Annotated in this window: 17 protein-coding genes; 5 read left to right on the top strand and 12 right to left on the bottom strand. The window is 46.1% G+C overall.

Annotated features, from left to right (window positions below):
• Positions 1-6 precede the first annotated feature (6 nt).
• Together FJD32_RS20085 and FJD32_RS20090 are read right to left on the bottom strand one after the other, a co-directional pair.
• The gene (locus tag FJD32_RS20085; protein ID WP_088586191.1) at positions 7-525 is read right to left on the bottom strand and encodes an arsenate reductase ArsC; all 519 of its coding nucleotides are present in this window, start codon (positions 523-525) and stop codon (positions 7-9) included.
• 35 nt (positions 526-560) lie between these two features.
• Positions 561-905, bottom strand: a complete 345-nt coding sequence (locus tag FJD32_RS20090) for a metalloregulator ArsR/SmtB family transcription factor (RefSeq protein WP_037413988.1) — start codon at positions 903-905, stop codon at positions 561-563.
• A gap of 46 nt (positions 906-951) precedes the next feature.
• Between FJD32_RS20090 and FJD32_RS25280 the strand changes: the two genes are divergently transcribed.
• On the top strand, positions 952-1,086 hold the full coding sequence (locus FJD32_RS25280; RefSeq protein WP_258195922.1) for a hypothetical protein: 135 nt from the start codon (positions 952-954) through the stop codon (positions 1,084-1,086).
• Between the two features lie 113 nt (positions 1,087-1,199).
• Here the strand turns inward: FJD32_RS25280 and FJD32_RS20095 are convergent, their stop codons facing one another.
• The 3 genes from FJD32_RS20095 to FJD32_RS20105 all read right to left on the bottom strand — a co-directional run bounded on the left by FJD32_RS20095 (position 1,200) and on the right by FJD32_RS20105 (position 4,014).
• On the bottom strand, positions 1,200-1,544 hold the full coding sequence (locus FJD32_RS20095; RefSeq protein WP_140907782.1) for a cytochrome c3 family protein: 345 nt from the start codon (positions 1,542-1,544) through the stop codon (positions 1,200-1,202).
• Between the two features lie 66 nt (positions 1,545-1,610).
• Positions 1,611-3,278: an FAD-binding protein gene (locus FJD32_RS20100; RefSeq protein ID WP_037413985.1), complete on the bottom strand. Its 1,668-nt coding sequence runs from the start codon at positions 3,276-3,278 to the stop codon at positions 1,611-1,613.
• A 400-nt stretch (positions 3,279-3,678) separates the two neighbouring features.
• Entirely contained in the window at positions 3,679-4,014 is a 336-nt protein-coding gene (locus tag FJD32_RS20105) for an OprD family outer membrane porin (protein WP_240199974.1), read from the bottom strand.
• A gap of 110 nt (positions 4,015-4,124) precedes the next feature.
• Between FJD32_RS20105 and FJD32_RS20110 the strand changes: the two genes are divergently transcribed.
• Positions 4,125-5,333 carry an IS4-like element IS10A family transposase gene (locus FJD32_RS20110; protein ID WP_205403058.1) on the top strand — a complete coding sequence of 403 codons (1,209 nt, stop codon included), beginning with the start codon at positions 4,125-4,127 and terminating at the stop codon, positions 5,331-5,333.
• A gap of 9 nt (positions 5,334-5,342) precedes the next feature.
• Here the strand turns inward: FJD32_RS20110 and FJD32_RS20115 are convergent, their stop codons facing one another.
• Entirely contained in the window at positions 5,343-6,278 is a 936-nt protein-coding gene (locus FJD32_RS20115) for an OprD family outer membrane porin (protein ID WP_226871828.1), read from the bottom strand.
• Positions 6,279-6,530: 252 nt separating this feature from the next.
• Here FJD32_RS20115 and FJD32_RS20120 point away from each other — a divergent pair, with 252 nt between their 5' ends.
• Positions 6,531-7,256: a FadR/GntR family transcriptional regulator gene (locus FJD32_RS20120; RefSeq protein ID WP_088586193.1), complete on the top strand. Its 726-nt coding sequence runs from the start codon at positions 6,531-6,533 to the stop codon at positions 7,254-7,256.
• Positions 7,257-8,022: 766 nt separating this feature from the next.
• On the opposite strand, the gene FJD32_RS20125 is transcribed toward FJD32_RS20120, so the two are convergent.
• From FJD32_RS20125 to FJD32_RS20140, 4 genes are all read right to left on the bottom strand, one after another.
• Entirely contained in the window at positions 8,023-8,349 is a 327-nt protein-coding gene (locus tag FJD32_RS20125; RefSeq protein WP_037413979.1) for a putative quinol monooxygenase, read from the bottom strand.
• A 44-nt stretch (positions 8,350-8,393) separates the two neighbouring features.
• Positions 8,394-8,867, bottom strand: a complete 474-nt coding sequence (locus FJD32_RS20130; RefSeq protein ID WP_088586194.1) for a GNAT family N-acetyltransferase — start codon at positions 8,865-8,867, stop codon at positions 8,394-8,396.
• A 125-nt stretch (positions 8,868-8,992) separates the two neighbouring features.
• Positions 8,993-10,600 (bottom strand): DHA2 family efflux MFS transporter permease subunit, encoded by a 1,608-nt coding sequence (locus tag FJD32_RS20135; protein ID WP_055648664.1) that lies wholly within the window; start codon positions 10,598-10,600, stop codon positions 8,993-8,995.
• A 13-nt stretch (positions 10,601-10,613) separates the two neighbouring features.
• Positions 10,614-11,669: an HlyD family secretion protein gene (locus FJD32_RS20140; protein ID WP_055648665.1), complete on the bottom strand. Its 1,056-nt coding sequence runs from the start codon at positions 11,667-11,669 to the stop codon at positions 10,614-10,616.
• Positions 11,670-11,766: 97 nt separating this feature from the next.
• Between FJD32_RS20140 and FJD32_RS20145 the strand changes: the two genes are divergently transcribed.
• Positions 11,767-12,699 carry a LysR family transcriptional regulator gene (locus FJD32_RS20145; RefSeq protein WP_088586195.1) on the top strand — a complete coding sequence of 311 codons (933 nt, stop codon included), beginning with the start codon at positions 11,767-11,769 and terminating at the stop codon, positions 12,697-12,699.
• 204 nt (positions 12,700-12,903) lie between these two features.
• Entirely contained in the window at positions 12,904-13,314 is a 411-nt protein-coding gene (mscL, locus tag FJD32_RS20150) for a large-conductance mechanosensitive channel protein MscL (protein ID WP_037413967.1), read from the top strand.
• 85 nt (positions 13,315-13,399) lie between these two features.
• Here mscL and FJD32_RS20155 read toward each other — a convergent pair whose 3' ends face one another.
• Both FJD32_RS20155 and FJD32_RS20160 read right to left on the bottom strand, forming a co-directional pair.
• Positions 13,400-13,723, bottom strand: a complete 324-nt coding sequence (locus tag FJD32_RS20155; RefSeq protein ID WP_037413966.1) for an antibiotic biosynthesis monooxygenase — start codon at positions 13,721-13,723, stop codon at positions 13,400-13,402.
• 128 nt (positions 13,724-13,851) lie between these two features.
• On the bottom strand, positions 13,852-17,070 hold the full coding sequence (locus tag FJD32_RS20160) for an efflux RND transporter permease subunit (RefSeq protein ID WP_088586196.1): 3,219 nt from the start codon (positions 17,068-17,070) through the stop codon (positions 13,852-13,854).
• Positions 17,071-17,094 lie beyond the last annotated feature (24 nt).

The raw sequence follows: 17,094 nt of genomic DNA on the forward strand, positions 1-17,094 counted from the left end.
AACCTCTTAATCGACTAACGGGTGGGCAAGTACAATTTGCTGTAATGCTGCCGATAAAACCCTAGGCTCGGCCTTTAAATCAACACGCAGCAAAGCACCTATCCGTCCCTCTAACAATCTGATTATTTTAAAAAATAAGACATCCTGATCTTCAACGTTCAGCTGGCTTGGATCGGGTAATCCCCAGTGCAATTTCGGGGTATTTCCTAGCCATAAAGGGCAAGTTTCGCCCGCTGCACTATCACAAACGGTGATAACCAGATCCGGCGAGAAGTCAGCTAACGCCTCCCAACTTTTACTGTGAAGGCCTGCGGTTGAATACCCCTGTAGCTGAAGATGTTTCAGGGTCATAGGATGGACCTTGCCCGACGGAGCGCTGCCAGCACTCATAAAAGTCAGTGGCAACCCCAATGCCAGTTGCCGAGCAATAGCCTCCGCTAAAATGCTCCGACAAGCATTATGTGTGCACAAAAAAAGCACGTTAAAATCGGGGGTTAGCTCCACATATTGTTCTATAGCCGCCATGACAAACTCCAATCCAGTACGTTTCAAAAGCTATATTAACAACACGCTTTTGCTCGCTCAGGCCGCCCACCCATTTGACAGAGATTACGCAGGTTCTCCTGCAAAAAGATGTCGTTATCATCACAGGTTTGGGCAAGTACCTGCTGGCACCAAGGCGCGATCTCAGTATTAATCCGATAAAACACCCATTGTCCTTGACGTCGATCGACTAACAGCCGGGCTTTTTTTAACTGAGCCAAGTGGCGCGAAACCTTGGGCTGACTTTCAGACAGCGCAGCCATCAGTTCACACACGCATAATTCCCCTTCCCGCTGGATCAGCAGCAGACATTTCAACCGAGTTTCATCGGCAAGCGCCTTAAAAAATGCGACAGGTTGCATGGTTTAGTCCAAAGGTAGATAAAATTACATATGGAATTTAATATATATGAAAAAACATATATGTATAGTTATTTTTGTAGAAACCACTCACTGGCTTAATAAAACAAACATAAAAATAAATACCTTAACCGTTGAAGATGATGATGTAGGTACGAAAATAACCCATTGGAAAGGCGATTAAAAAATGGTTACTCAGGCATAAAGTCGTGAAACCCGACCAAAAGAAATGCCAGTTAGCATTAACTGGCATTTTCGATTTGCAATACTTTATATCAAGTTAATGCTGATAAGGTTCTAGGGAGTAACCAAATCAAACCTTGGGTGACAACTTACACATAAATTTTCTGACTTTTGGTGTACGTGGTGACACTTAGCACAATCCGTCTCGGTAGCAAAGTGACGGTTGTTATGGGGGTTAGTCGGTTTCAGGTTTTCAGTTTTTAGCGCCAGCTTTTCAGTGTTATGGCATTGCACACACTTAAGCATAGGCACAGCTTGGCGCTCTCCTGCTCCATGGCAACTGTTACATTTAATCCCTTTTGCAGCATGGGTTTGATCGAGTAGAACATTGTCTTTTGCTATCGCACTTGCTGCGAAAATGCCCAAGACAAGAGCCAAAATAATTGTGAGATTTTTCATTTTTAAATTCCATCATTCATGTCACTGGATGCCAACTAAAAGCAGCCGCTATTGATAATTTGGCGTTTAAAGTTTCGCGACGTATTTGCCCGCTAAGTAGCCAAAGGTGTAGCAACGTCCCAGAGACAGACCGAATACTGTTAATGGGTAATCAACACCACCATAGAAGCCCGCACCCAAGTTGCCGACAATAAACAGGCCAGGAATTTCTTTACCATCCGCATCCAGTACTTGATGATTTTCGTTCACCAGAATTCCTGAACATAAGGTTGAAATTCTCATACGACGATGAATGCCGTAAAACGGCGGTTTAAGCACTGGAACCATTTTGCTGGCTGGTTTACCAAAATCTTCGTCTTTACCTTTTTTGCACAATTCGTTGTAACGATTCACGCTTGCAACAAAGGTTTTGGGATCACATTCTAGCTTCACAGCTAATTCTTCTAAGGTGTTGGCGGCGTAGGTATTGGTCAAAGAAGGGAATACACCTTTTTTCTCGCCGGGCACTTCAGGCATATAAACCTTAAGCTCCTCTGGAGAATAAAGATGACCAGGCCAATCCTTCGCTTGTGTCATGTAATCCGAATCAAATACCTGAGAGTAATGTCCCGCGTTATACTCATCTTTCAGGTAGTTATTCATTAATGACATTTCAACTGTTTCATTAACGAAGCGTTCGCCTTTACGGTTAACGGCTAAGAAAGGCATATCGCACATTGAAGCAGGGCCCGCGTCGAAGTCATGCAACATTTTGGTATGACCAACAGGTTCAATAACCCCACCGGCCCAATACGCCATGGCAAAGCCATCACCCGTACGGTCCATTTGTTTGCGTTCAAAGTTTTTCAAATCTGGAATAAAGAAATCACACATGGCCTTGTTATTTTGGTAATCACCAGAAGACAGGATGACCCCTTTCTTCGCCATGTATTTGTGGTACTTACCATCACGAGTTTGAGCAATAACACCGATCACTTTGCCTGATTCGTCTTGGATCAGTTGTTGTGCAGGAGTGTTAAAGAAGAATTTTACACCTGCCTTTTCCGCTGTTTTTGCCAGTGCACGAATACCATCACCGGTTGTGTAGGGTTTAGGGCCACAGAATGAGGTCACAAAATTTAAACGATCAGATTGGTCCGCAATACCACGAATACCATGTTGTACCTTGGTACCCTGATCGACCACTTGGCCACCACTTTGTTTCATTCGATCAATCACCCAAGTGACTGCTTCACCGGAGTTGTAAGCCCATTGTCTTAATAAACCAGGATGCGAGCGGTGAGCATTATCAGCCATCAAACGGCTTACTAACGCCTCAATAGCCGCTTTATCACTGTTTTTCAGATCAATACCAGCACCAGTGTTTCCCTGTGAAACAGGAATGGCTTGTTTCTGTAAACAGGCAACTGTGGCGCCATTTTCTCTGGCAGATAATGCCGCAGGAACACCAGAAGCTCCGGCACCAACAACAACAACGTCAAAGGTTTGAGTCGTTGCGATATCTTTATCTGCGATCGGTTTAGGTTTAGGTAAAAAACTTAAGGCAGCACCGCCAATCTCGGCACATTCAGCACCCACTTGCAGTGGTGCAGCACTGGCAGACCCCATTCCTAAAGAGGCAAAAGCTAAACCACCACTGCCCATTGCCGCCCGAGTCAGAAAACTTCTTCGAGAGATCCCGTTTTGAAGCACACTCGCTGTGTATTGATCAATTTCTTTCGATTTATTACTCATTTGATACTCCTTTGCCCTCATTGCGAGTGGTATTGCACTCACAATGGTGCTGGGTCTATTCGTGCCCAGATTTTTTACGTGTATTTAGAAGCTAAAAACCGCTGCGTTGACTTAAGAACACCCAATCAATCGACAATTAAATGTATGACATATGACAATACATAAAAAGAGGTATTAGCAACATCTTTGCAGTACTTCACAAAATATTTAATTTATGGAAAAACTAACCTTATTTAATAAGCAACTTCAGACTATTTTCAAACTCACCATTTAATAGATAAATACTCTAATTTTAATTATCTAATTAAAAAGTAATTTAAAATTCATTTCACAAGAAAAAATAGGTATACCCAAAAAAATGGTATACCCTTAAAAAGTTGCAGGGGAGCAGTTTTCAGTACTAATGACCTAAAGTAAATTTATAGTTAATATAGAACCGAACATCATTGAAATTCTCACCTTGATCAAAATCAATAGTGGCATAACGAGCTTTTAACCCTAAACCGGAAAGTGCTCCAGAGAATTTATAACTAATTGAATAGTTCATTTCGCTAAAATCACTACCAGCATTTTCTGGCACATCATATTGACCATAATATGCATAGGCCTCTAATCCATTAAGGCCCAGTTTCTCAAAATCATAGGCTAGTTTTAATGCATTGACTTCTTCATCAGCACGCGCAGATTGATATACCTGTTGAATAACCACTTTTTCATCTCCCCATGGAGTGAGCACAGTGCTGAAGAATCCCCTGATGATTTACAAATAAATCATCAAATTAGGGTGGAAGCGCATCTTGTTGCATGATCAAATGGTTTCGCCAAAAACTACACTTGGACAACAAGATGCGCGAAGCCAATATCCTACTACATTCTTTACACCAATACTGCCCAGAACTTCACCTAAAACGATTAAACAGCTTGATGCTGGCCTCTAAGGCGCTGATTGAATGTAAGACACTGACCTTGACTGAGTTAGGTCGAAATTTACCAACCACGGCCCGAACCAAGCACAACATCAAGCGCATTGATCGTTTGCTCGGCAACACGCATCTGCATCAAGAACGGTTAGCTGTCTACCAATGGCATGCCAGCCTCATCTGTTCTGGTAACCCTATGCCGATTGTGCTCGTCGATTGGTCAGACATCCGAGAGCATAAACGCATCATGGCTCTGCGCGCCTCAATAGCCTTCAACGGCCGCTCTATTACCCTGTATGAGAAGTCCTATCCCCTATCAGAACAATGCTCTAAGGCCTCCCACAACGGTTTTTTAGCGGACTTAGCCAAGATTTTACCTTTGCATGTTACCCCTCTCATCGTGACTGACGCGGGGTTCAAAGTGCCTTGGTACAAAGAGGTTGAGGCGCATGGTTGGTTTTGGCTAAGCCGTATTCGCGGTACAGTTCAATTTGCAGATATTGGCGCTGAAAATTGGCGTGCAGTTCGCAGTACACATGACTTGGCCAACGGTCAAGCGAAGAGCCTGGGTTGTAAGACCTTGACCAAAACTAACCCTATCAATTGCCATCTCACGCTTTATCGTAGCAAACCTAAGGGGCGTACAAATCAGCGTTCAACGAGGACTAATTGCCACCATCCATCGGCAAAAACGTACTCAACATCGGCGAAAGAGCCTTGGGTGTTAGCCAGCAATTTACCACCAGAATCTCGGAGCCCAAAGCAGCTGGTAAACCTGTACGCCAAACGTATGCAAATAGAGGAAACCTTTCGTGACCTCAAAAGCCCGGCATACGGCTTTGGCTTACGCCAAAGTCGTACCAACAGTCCAGAGCGATTCGACATCATCCTACTGATAGCGTTGATGGTTCAATGCCTGTTGTGGCCAGTTGGTTTACACGCACAGCAACAGGGCTGGGATAAGCATTTTCAGGCCAATACCATTGGGCATCGAACGGTACTCTCAACGATTCGCTTGGGATTGGAGGTACTCAGGCGGCCTGATTATCAAATCACGGAGAAAGAATTGCTGGCGGCCTGGGTATTATTCGCCAATCAGTTGCTCAAATATGGCTATGCTATGGCTGATTTATGAGGGGATCCTTCAGAGCACAGTGTCATCACCAGTTTTAGCATATAGATAAGTGATATCAGCACCAGCAAACTTGGCACCGAGATGGAAACCATATTGATATGTGTCTAGTGGGCCGCCAGTTTCATCACCCGTTGCTTTCTGAGTTAAGTAAGATGGAGTGAGATAAAAATTAACTGCACTGATGTCAGTGGAAAATTTTACTTTTGCATAGGTTTGATTAAAAACATCTTCCATGCGGTAATGCCAAAGATTAACCTCGGTTTTGACCGCTTCGAAAGGTAACTGATATTTAGCACCCAGAGCATAAACAGGGTTATCTGCCACCTCAGTAATCACACCCGCTCTGGCTAGCTCACTTTGTACAGCTTCTTTAACCGATATGAAGCTGTTATCAGACCATCCCATTGAATCCGTAATATACAATGCGGAAAGAGTGAGATTATTTACGCTATTATTTTCAACAGAAAAACCACGAAAGGTTCTTGGAATGGCTCTAATATCGTGAGGATTCATCATCGGAGTTCTTAATTCTTGAGCTCCAAGTTTAAATTTAGTATTCCACCAATCACCTTGAATAAAATATTCTTGTAATCGATTGACACTATCATGGTCGCCATTTTCATCTCGAGCAACCAAACCATAAACACTATCAGAATCATTAGTCCAAATAGGATTAGCAGAGGCAAAACTAGTACCAAAACTAATTCCGTTAACTTTAGCAGTATTATAATAAAACAGCCCACCTAATGACGTATCATGTTTTTTATTCGTTGCGCCATCATAATCACGCGTAAAATCAAATAACCGCAATTCTCCTTTAACAGTTCCATCGCTAAACATTTTATCAATCGTTGTATCTGCGAACGCAGATACAGAAAGAGCAGACAGCACAAAAAAAGATAGGCTTTTCATTTTCATCATCATCTTCCTGTTATTAGTTGACATGTTTGCCATGCCTATACTGGTTAAGAAACAGACTCCAAACCACTTTGGAGAAATGTATGACGTATAACCTTACTTAACAATGAAGACTGAACAAATATGAGAAACTAGTTGCGAAATTTATAGAGATGTTACTTCGATCAACAAAAATGAATGTTTTTTAATCACTAATATAGGAAATGCGAGAGTACATTTTCTGCCTCAAAAGTACTTTTATGTTAAGATGGCGGAACTAAGCATATTGAGGGCAAACTAGTGCATAACTTCAAGCCAATTAAGCAGATAAAAGCATCTAGTGAAGTTGGACAACAGCTAAAAAATGCTATTTTAGGTGGCGATTATAAAGCTGGTGATAAACTACCATCCGAACGCGAACTCATAGAATTATTCCAAGTGAGTCGAACCGTTGTCAGGGAAGCCATTAAGAGCCTTGAAGCGAGCGGCTTGGTAGAAATTCGCCAAGGTGCAACGGGTGGTGCATTTGTTAAACATCTGACATTTGAGCGTTTAAGTGATGCCTGCCATGACATGTTTATGATGGGAAAGTTATCACTCCCCGAATTATGCCAAGCGCGCATTTTGATTGAACCTCAAGTCACCAGAATGGCAGCTAAAAATTGCACACCAGCACAAGCAATTGCGCTGCATGAAGCATTGCGACATGAAAATGACTCGTACGCATATCCCGAGACTGTCGCTTTACGCTCTGAAGTGCATTATTTATTAGCAGAAATGTCAGGCAACCGTTTCTTAGAGGCAATTGTAAAATCACTATTGATTTTACTTAAAAATCAAACAATAAAGTTTGAGCCACCAACGGATGAAATCCATCCCTTAGGCTTACACGATGTTATCGTTCAAGCCGTTATCGAAAAAGATGAAGCCAAAGCCGAAGCCGCCATGTTGGCACATTTAGAAGACTTTAATCGTCGTTTGAAAGAAATCGAATTAAGGTATATCAAGCGGCAAAATAACGCTTAGTACTGCCCGCGATAAATTTTGGCATTACAGTTTGATAAGCCTACTTACTGTAATGCCAAATTCTTCCATTACAACTCTTGACGACTGATTGAATCAACTCAATATCAGTATTATCTAATAAGTTAAGCTCAATTCTCTGCACCATACTCTTAAACATCAACCATACAAAAAATTAAACAATTGATTTTTAATAAATAAAGCTGATTGATGCGTCAGGTTTTGCCATTTCCTTTGAGCGATTAACCGCCGAATTACACCTTTAAATAAAAACACCCGATGGGGTTCATCAGGTGTTTTAGGAGTCAATCAGTAGCTGCTGATCGCAAACCAGACAGTCGCACAAATTTGATCTAATTGATTGCAGATTTAGCTGAATTGAGAATGCTTATAACCCAAAGCTTCAGGATGTTATTTTTTGCAACGTCCAATATTGGAGCCAATAGATGCAACTTTGTCACACTCCTTGGCAGCTTTCTTTTCAGCAGTATTTGTAACTTTCGAGTTAGAGTTAGTATCAGCATTTGTCGATGCACAACCGCTCAAACCGAGAAATACGAGGGGAATAAGGCTCAGTGTCCATGTTTTTAGCATTGTATACATCCGTGAGTTAATTGGTTTTTAACATTTTGTTGCGGCATTGAATAGCGAAGACAGTAAGCTAACCAATAAAATCTCCTGATACAATGCTATAAACTGCAAAGACAATGTAAATTAATACATTCTACTGACGACATAAGGTTTATTAAGCGATAACACGGTAAAACACTTAGACGATGACCTGATGATAGGTTTCGACTTGGAACGACTCAACCAACTCAGGCATCACTTGGTGGAAATAATGTTGAATAGCCTCTTTAGCGCAGTGCTCATCGAAGGCAGTAATATCAACAAACTTCTCCACAAAGGTCACGCGGCGCGGTTCATCACGGCTGACGTTGAGCTCATACCGAATACAACCGGCTTCACGGCGTGTATCGGGGATCAGCGAGGCGAGCGCCGCAATCAAGGCCTCGGTTTTGCCTTCCTTAGCTAAAAAGCTCGCGACGCAAACGAGTTGTTGTTGATTGATTTTATAGTCCGCAACAGTAGTCATTTGATTTCCTTAATAAGATGTAAATTCAGCTAGTTAAAACTAGATTACTTAGGCTGGTAGCGCATGTCGATATGAGGAATGCCATCTTCCAAATACATTTCAGAACAGATGTTAAACCCGAGTTTTTGGTAGAAGTTTTTCAGATAATCCTGAGCACCAATTTGGATCCCCGCCTTGGGCCAAGTACTGAGTGCAGATTTGATCGCCCGCTGCATCAACGGCATTGCCAATCCTTTACCTCGTCCAGCAGGTGACACCACCACTCGGCCAATGCTGGCCTCGGGATAACTCAGCCCCGGAGGCAAAATACGGGCATAGGTGAGTAACTCGCCCGCAGGTGATAGGCCGATTAAATGCTGGGTTTCAGGGTGTCTATCTTTATCATCAAGCTCTGGATAAGCACAGGCCTGCTCGACCACAAACACATCGACTCGCAGTTTAAGGATTTCATATAAGGTGTTGGCAGTTAATTGATTAAATTTAAGAATGTGCCACTCAACTGAATCTTGTATAGACATAAAAAGGCTCTGCGTACAACAGGAAAAGAGCTCGAGTCTATCACAGCTCAGCGCATAAAAAAGCGCCCTTAATTCTGGGGGGAATTAAGACGCAAGGGTTACGCATTGCGAAAACTGACTCAGTGTTATTCGATCACCGCATCGTGGGCGACTGGGCCTTGTGGTTTACGGATAAGCAGTACAGCCACCACGGCAATTAACAACAGGGCCCCCATAATCAAAAACACATCGTTATAGGCTTGAATATAGGCCTGCTGACTCATGGTTTGCCCTAACAATGCCTTGGCCTGCATAGAGGCGGTGTAGGGATCCGAGCCACCCTGTTGCAACATACTGGCACTCTGATTCAAATAGTCCTGCGCCTGCGTGCTGACCGCTGGCAAAGATTCCTTCACATGGGCCAAATGGCTGCGAGCCAAGTTATCGGTTAAGGTCGCCACCAACGCGATACCAAAGGCCCCACCTAAGTTACGCATCACGTTCAGTACGGTCGAAGCTGATGGGTTTTCATGGGGTTTTAAATGCGCAGTCGCGAGCATTCCGATAGGCACTAAAATAAACGGCTGGCCTAAGGCGCGTACCACTTGGGAGGCAATCATCTGCTGCCCAGCGTAATCGGCGGTCATTTGGCTATTCATGTAATAACTTAGGGCAAACATAAAAAAGCCGAAGGCGGCTAAGTAACGTCCGTCGAATCGTTGCATTAAACGTGGCACTAAGGGTAATACCAACAGCTGTGGAAAGCCCATCCACATAATCACCTCACCAATTTCCAGTGGTGTGTAATCATGCACTTGAGACAAATAAAGTGGGATCAAATAGATCGCGCCAAAGAGCGCCATCCCCAGTAAAAAATACGCCACGGTTGAAAGCACAAAATCACGTTTACCGAGTAAGCGTAAATTCACTAAAGGATCTTTACGGTTGAGCTGGATCCACACAAACAGCACTAAATTCACCGCGGCAATGATGGCGAGATTGCGGATCAAATCCGAGCCAAACCAATCCTTACGGTTGCCCTCCTCAAGCACAACCTCGAGACAACCCATGCCCAGCGCCATAGTGACAATGCCCGCTAAATCGGCATTTTTCAGTTTATCCCACACCACAGGCCGTTTCTCGAGACCATAGGCCAACATCGCCATCACCAGCAATCCGGGCGGTACGTTGATATAAAACAGGTAATGCCAACTAAAATGCTCAGTTAACCAACCACCTAAGGTTGGGCCAATCGAGGGCGCAAACGTGGCTGTCACACCAAAGAGCGCCATCCCCACGGCACGGTTATTCTCGGGTAAAAATTCTAAGATCAGCCGAAAGGCCAGCGGGATCAACGCGCCACCAAAGAAGCCCTGCAACGCCCGAAAGGCGATCATGGCCTCGAGGTTCCACGAAATCGAACACAGGATAGAAGCAAAGATAAAGGCAGCTGTGGTCCACAGCAGATAACGCCTGACCGAGAGCCCTGTGCTTAACCAGCCCGAGAGCGGAATCGCAATCATCTCGGCAACCAGATAAGCCGTTGAAATCCAGCTGCCTTCCTCAAGCGTTGCCCCAAGGCTGCCTTGGATTTCCTTCATCGAGGCATTGGTGATTTGAATATCGAGGATCGCCATAAAGGCGCCAATCAAACCACCAAAAACGGCAATCCACGAACGGCGACTACCGCGCTCATATTCGCTCGGCGTAGCCCCCGCGGCGATAGCCTCAGGTGCAGCAGCAATTGTGCTCATGTTAACGACCTACTTAGCGACCGACGTTTGCAGCGATAGTTGTCGTCGGATGCGACGCAGTATCGACCTTCACCACCGCACTTAACCCGGGGACCACTCGCGCCTCTTCTTCTGAGAGCTCTAAACGGATCCGCACTGGAATACGCTGCACGATTTTGGTGAAGTTACCCGTGGCATTTTCGGCGGGCAGCAGACTAAATTTGGCTCCGGACGCTGGCGACAGACTATCGATTACACCTGTAAAGGTTTTGTCGGGAAACGCATCGAGACTGACCTGCACCGACTGCCCGGGTTGCATATGTTGGATTTGGGTTTCTTTAAAGTTCGCCGAGATCCACACAGCCCCGTCCGGAACCAAACTAAAGAGTGCTTGGCCGGGCTGCACATACTGCCCCACCATCGCGCCGCGTTTACCAATCACCCCAGAGAAGGGCGCGGTCACACGGGTATCATTGAGCTGAATGTTAGCTAGCTCCAATGCCGCATTCGACTGCTCAACCACAGAGCTGGCTTGATTAAGCTGAGCATTAAACACAGCAAGCTCACGTTCTTTAGCCACTAACAGCGCCTTGGCTTCATCGAGGCGCGCAGCAGCAGAATCAAAACCCGCCTGTAATTGGTCGACATCGTCCTGTGAGCTGTAATTGCTGACTTTTAACTTTTTCGCTCGGCTTAATTGTTGCTCGGCACGAATTTTATCAGCCTGCGCCGCCACCACACCCGCACTCGCTTGGCTGATCAGCGCATGTTGCAGATCCACCTTAGCGGCTAAGGTTTGTAGATCGGCTTTGGCACTGGCAAGTGCAGCCTCAGCTTGGCTGACTTTGGCGCTAAACTGGTTATCTTCAAGTTGCGCCAATAACTCGCCCTTACGCACATGCTGGTTATCGGTCACATCGGATAACACCACATAACCTGGTACTTTTACGCTCACATGGGAGATATCGGCCTCAACATAAGCATTATCAGTGGTTTCGATAAAACGTACTTGCGTCCACCAGTAATAGCCGCCACCCGCAGCGGCGGCGAGTAAAAGTGGAACGGCGATAATAAGCTTACTTTTGGACATGAATGACTCCTTGATTAGTGAGTACTAGTGTACTACTGTCTCATCAAGTTTATTAGGTAGTTAAAAATCAACCCACTGTTTCACAGGTGTAACAATCATGGATCTCAATCGGGTGCAAATATTTGCTCAAGTGGTAGAGCAAGGTAGTTTTACTGGGGCAGCTAAAGCCCTCGGACTCACTAAGGCAACAGTCAGTCGCAAAATTGCCGAACTAGAAGCCGATACGGGTACTCAGCTATTATTCCGAACGACTCGCGCACTCAAACTCACAGAAGCGGGTTCGAGTTATTACAATCGAATCAATAAGATCTTAAGTGATCTTCAAAGCGCCGAAAATCAGCTCAGTGCCCACCAGCAATTAATCAAAGGTAACCTAAGAATCGTATGCCCTATTGAATTAGGTCAACTGTTTCTTGGGCCGATCTTCGCCCAGTTTTTAACCCTTTATCCCGATATCACCATAGAAGCCGAGCTCACTAACCGTAAAGTGGATGTGATAGAAGAAGGTGTGGATCTGCTATTCCAAATCGCTGACTCGAGTGATACCCGCCTACAAAGTTATTCCTTAGTTAACGCCTATAAATCCTTAATGGCCAGCCCTAAATATTTGGCCGAACATGGCACGCCCAAAGTGCCACAGGATTTGGCTAAACATAAAGCGATTCGTTTACAGTCGGCCCATATTGAAGGGGCATGGAAGCTATTTGATGGTAAAACTTGGGTAGTCATTGAGCCCGTCACGCAATTAACAGTGAATAATGTCACCATTGCCCGCGAAGCTGCCATTGCAGGGCTTGGCATTACGGCCGTGCCGTCGATTATTGCCCAAGAGGCGATAGAGAAAGGCTATTTAGTGCGACTCCTTGACGATTATCCTATGGTGCAAACCAAGGTGGTACTCAGCTATCCCAAGCGAGCCTATCTGCCGCGCAAATACCGCGTTTTTATCGAGTTTATCTACGCCTCTTTGTTTAAACGCTGGGGATCACAAGTATTAGAAGTGCCAGAATTTATCGGTCAGCAAAAATAGACCCATTCACACCCAAATTAACAACTGTAACCTTGAGAGTGTGAAATCTGCCAGTACAGAATAAATCCTTAATCTCAGAATTGCCTTAATCCTTAAGCCCCTATAAGCTTGGCAAGGTAACAGGCAGCAAAAGACCCTAAGGTTTTCCTGATACAGTTAATACAATAAAATTTAACATTTAATCATATTTTCGGAGGAAACCTAATGAGCTTACTTAAAGAGTTCAAGGCTTTTGCGTCCCGTGGCAATGTAATCGATATGGCGGTGGGTATAATCATCGGTGCCGCTTTTGGCAAGATAGTCTCATCCTTTGTGGCCGACATCATTATGCCGCCGATTGGGATCATTTTAGGGGGGGTGAATTTTAGTGATCTGAGCGTTGTGCTCCTCGCTGCCCAAGGTGATGCACCTGCGGTCGTCATCGCTTACGGTAAATTCATCCAAACCGTTATCGACTTTACCATTATCGCCTTCGCGATTTTTATGGGCTTAAAAGCCATTAACAGCTTAAAACGTAAACAAGAAGAAGCGCCTTCTGCTCCGCCCGCACCAACCAAAGATCAAGAACTACTGTCTGAGATCCGCGATCTGCTTAAAGCTCAACAGGAAAAATAAGCCTCAAAAGTCACTTAGGCAGAGTATTGAACATAAAAAACCCATCGATTTCGATGGGTTTTGTTTTTAACCTGTCAGGTATCGATTACTCTGCGGCTTCGTGCACGGTTTCGCTATAATCTTGCACCACTTCGGCGACACGGATGCGATAAGCGTTAAACAAACAAGGAACTATGCCAGTCTGCTCGGCAATGCTGTGGGCCATTTGATTACGCCATTGGGTAATAGAGGCCATATCATCCCAAAACGATAAGCTCAGCACCTTACCATCGTCGGTTAAGCTCTGAAAACGTTCAATCGAAATTAATCCCTTGCGGCCTTCTAAATACTGGCGCATTTCAGCGGCCACATGCAGATACTCTTCCTTTCCTTCTTTCGTGGGAACGACTTCAAAAATGACTGCGATCATACTCTCTCCAGAGATACTTATCCTTAATACCAGCGCTAAGCCTAGCCTATATCACACACTATAGCTCGCTGATTTTTAAACTTTAACATTGAGACTTACCACAAAATCATGCCAAGACTCAGCCCCAACTAGTCAAGCAATTTATCGTGTCGATATAACCAGCGGTATAAGGTCGGTAATACCAATAAGGTCAACGCCGTTGAGCTAAACAAACCGCCAATGATCACCACCGCTAGCGGCTTTTGGATTTCACTGCCCACACCCGATGACACTAAGATCGGAATTAACCCTAAGGCAGAGGTTAATGCCGTCATCAATACTGGTCGTAAGCGGCCCACAGTGCCTTCATAAACCGATTCATAGAGCGACTCGCCGCTCTGCCTGCGTTGGTTTATCGAATCCACTAATACCACTCCGTTGAGCACCGCCACCCCAAACAGCGTGATAAAGCCAATGGAGCTTGGCACCGACAGATAAGTACCACTAACAAACAACGCCACAATACCGCCGATGAGTGCTAACGGCACGTTCGCCATAATCAGTAATACCTGCTTAACCGCGCCGAAGGAGAAGTACAACAGCAAGGCAATCAAGGCGATTGAGACTGGCACTACCAACATCAGCTTTTGCTGTGCCCGCTGCTGATTCTCATACTGACCACCCACAATCACAGTATATCCAGCAGGTAGATCGGCCTTTGGCACCAGCGCGTAAATATCATTTACCACAGAGCCCATGTCTCGCCCCGCCACGTTCGCTTGCACTACCACGCGGCGCTGCACATCGTCACGGCGAATATTCGGCGGCGCCATTTCCACTGCAACGCTGGCCACTTCGCCTAAGCGCACAATTGCGCCATTGGTGCCACTCAAGAGCAAATCCTTAATCACATCTGGACTGCTGCGAAACTCGGCGGCAAGGCGTAAATTAATGTCGTATCTGGCGTTACCGTCGATGACTTGGCCAGCGCTGGCGCCACCAATACCTTGGCTGACGAGTGTCATCACCTGATCAACACTGATGCCATAACGGGCAAGCTGCGAACGGTCAGGCCGCACTACCAGCTGCGCCTCACCACTCACCTGTTCGAGGGACACATCCACAGCACCAGGGATTTTCGCCACCAGATCGGTCAGCACTTGGCCTTTTTCAGATAAGACTTCTAAATCGGGGCCAAAGAGTTTAATCGCTAACTGCGCCTTAACCCCCGAAAGCAGCTCATCGACCCGAGTCGCAATCGGTTGTGAGAAGGTGAGTAGCAGCCCAGGGAAGACACTGAGCTTTTCCTCCATCAGCCGTTGCAACTCCAAACGCGAACTGGCCGATTGCCATTCTTCGATGGGTTTTAGGCCGATATAGACTTCAATATTGCTGACAGGCTCAGGATCGCCGCCTAATTCGGGCGCACCGATTCGGCTTAAGGCATACTCCACCTCGGGGAATTCCAGCAGCAAAGCCTCAAGCTTAGGTGCGACATCCAAAGAGGTGCCAAGGCTGGCGGTGGGTGCTAACGTTACCCTCAGGTTAATCGTGCCTTCCTCTAACTCGGGCACAAACTCGGTGCCGAGTCTAGGCAGCAATGTCATGCTCATGACAAACATCAGCGCCGCACTGAGTACCACCATTTTAGGACGCGCTAGCGTTGCACTGAGCAGTTTGCGATATGCACTATCCAGCGGCCTTAAGATCACACTTTCTTTCAGCACAACTCCACGTTTAAACAGATATACCGCTAAGGCTGGCACCGCAATTAATGCCACCAGCAAGGCGGAAATCATCGCCAAAATAATGCTGACGGCCATAGGTTGGAACAGCTTGCCCTCAACTCCTTCCAGCGCAAATAGCGGCGCAAACACCACAATGATGATGGCGGTCGCGAAGAAGATAGGACTGCACACTTCTTTCGCTGCCAGCATAATGCGCACGGCCATATTCCCCTGATGTTCGTCATCATCAGCGTTAACACCCCCATCCTCATCACCATGGTACGGGTCAGTTTCACCATCGGCACGCGCCCTTGCCTCAGCTAAATGACGGCGATCCGGTTGGGTTAAATGTTTGAAAATATTCTCAACCATCACCACTGAGCCATCGACCAACATACCAATGGCTACCGCCAAACCACCAAGGGACATCAAGTTGGCCGACAGTCCGTAATAGGACATCACCATCAGCGCCAAACCGATGGATACAGGGATAGACAGCAACACCAACAGGGTGGCGCGGATATTCACAAGGAACAGCGCTAAGATCACCACGATAAACACAAAAGCCATCAGCAGCGCATCGCGCACTGTGGTAACGGCCTTATCCACTAAATCCGCTTGATCGTAAAACACCTCAAAGGACACGCCCTTCGGCAGCGCCTGCTCAATCAGATTAATCCGCGCATCGATATCATCAATCGTCGCCTTAGTGTTAGCGCCCATGCGCTTAAGCACTACGCCAGCGACCACTTCGCCCAAGGCTTGCGCCTGCCCCGCCTCATCACGGCGCGTCATAGTCACGGCACCTACGCGGATCTCACTGCCAAAATCGACCTTTGCAATGTCACCCACTCGCACAGGCGTGCCACGTACTTCAGTGAGTGGAATTTGAGCAATTGAGGCAAGCCCTGCCTCTCCGGCGGGCAACATACCATAGCCTCGAACCACTAGTTGCTCTTGGCCTTGGTCCATAAACCAGCCACCAGCGTTACGGTTATTGCTTTCGAGCGCCTCACTCACCTGCGCCATCGACAAGCCATAAGCACGCAACTTATTAGGGTCGACCTGCACTTGATATTGGCGAACTTCGCCGCCAAAAGATAACACATCGGTCACGCCGCCAACGGGCATCAAGATAAGTTTGACGAGGTAGTCGTTAAGACTACGCAGCTCGGCGGCATTGATGCCTGCACTTGGATCCGCCCGCAAAATATATTGATAAATCTGCCCCAATCCAGAGGTGTTAGGGCCAATTTCTGGCACACCCACCCCGCTTGGGATCATCTCCCGCGCCGCCTGTAACTGCTCAAACACTTGCTGTCGGGCAAAGTAAATATCCGTGCCCTCAGCAAAGACGACCGTCACAATGGACAAGCCAGTGCGCGATAACGAACGCACTTCAGTCACCGCTGGCAAAGCATACATGGCCGATTCGACCGGATAACTGATGAGTTTTTCTACCTCTTCAGCAGCCAAACCTTCAGCCTCGGTATTGATGGTCACCTGTACGTTGGTGACATCGGGAAAGGCATCGAGATTCAACTTGGGCAACATGGCCACACTGGCAGCGACCGCCGCCAGCAGCGCCAACACCACTAATAGCCGATTTTTAATCGCGGCTTCGATTGCTTTTTGCAACATAAGAATTCCTTAAGCGAGAATCAT

Source organism: Shewanella sp. LC6 (genome assembly GCF_006385735.2).
Taxonomy (GTDB): Bacteria; Pseudomonadota; Gammaproteobacteria; order Enterobacterales; family Shewanellaceae; genus Shewanella; species Shewanella xiamenensis.

Coding starts and splice junctions, on each gene's coding strand:
- FJD32_RS20085 (WP_088586191.1), bottom strand. CDS start 525: ATGGCGGCTATAGAACAATATGTGGAGCTAACCCCCGATTTTAACGTG.
- FJD32_RS20090 (WP_037413988.1), bottom strand. CDS start 905: ATGCAACCTGTCGCATTTTTTAAGGCGCTTGCCGATGAAACTCGGTTG.
- FJD32_RS25280 (WP_258195922.1), top strand. CDS start 952: ATGAAAAAACATATATGTATAGTTATTTTTGTAGAAACCACTCACTGG.
- FJD32_RS20095 (WP_140907782.1), bottom strand. CDS start 1,544: ATGAAAAATCTCACAATTATTTTGGCTCTTGTCTTGGGCATTTTCGCA.
- FJD32_RS20100 (WP_037413985.1), bottom strand. CDS start 3,278: ATGAGTAATAAATCGAAAGAAATTGATCAATACACAGCGAGTGTGCTT.
- FJD32_RS20110 (WP_205403058.1), top strand. CDS start 4,125: ATGCGCGAAGCCAATATCCTACTACATTCTTTACACCAATACTGCCCA.
- FJD32_RS20115 (WP_226871828.1), bottom strand. CDS start 6,278: ATGTCAACTAATAACAGGAAGATGATGATGAAAATGAAAAGCCTATCT.
- FJD32_RS20125 (WP_037413979.1), bottom strand. CDS start 8,349: ATGACTACTGTTGCGGACTATAAAATCAATCAACAACAACTCGTTTGC.
- FJD32_RS20130 (WP_088586194.1), bottom strand. CDS start 8,867: ATGTCTATACAAGATTCAGTTGAGTGGCACATTCTTAAATTTAATCAA.
- FJD32_RS20135 (WP_055648664.1), bottom strand. CDS start 10,600: ATGAGCACAATTGCTGCTGCACCTGAGGCTATCGCCGCGGGGGCTACG.
- FJD32_RS20140 (WP_055648665.1), bottom strand. CDS start 11,669: ATGTCCAAAAGTAAGCTTATTATCGCCGTTCCACTTTTACTCGCCGCC.
- FJD32_RS20145 (WP_088586195.1), top strand. CDS start 11,767: ATGGATCTCAATCGGGTGCAAATATTTGCTCAAGTGGTAGAGCAAGGT.
- mscL (WP_037413967.1), top strand. CDS start 12,904: ATGAGCTTACTTAAAGAGTTCAAGGCTTTTGCGTCCCGTGGCAATGTA.
- FJD32_RS20155 (WP_037413966.1), bottom strand. CDS start 13,723: ATGATCGCAGTCATTTTTGAAGTCGTTCCCACGAAAGAAGGAAAGGAA.
- FJD32_RS20160 (WP_088586196.1), bottom strand. CDS start 17,070: ATGTTGCAAAAAGCAATCGAAGCCGCGATTAAAAATCGGCTATTAGTG.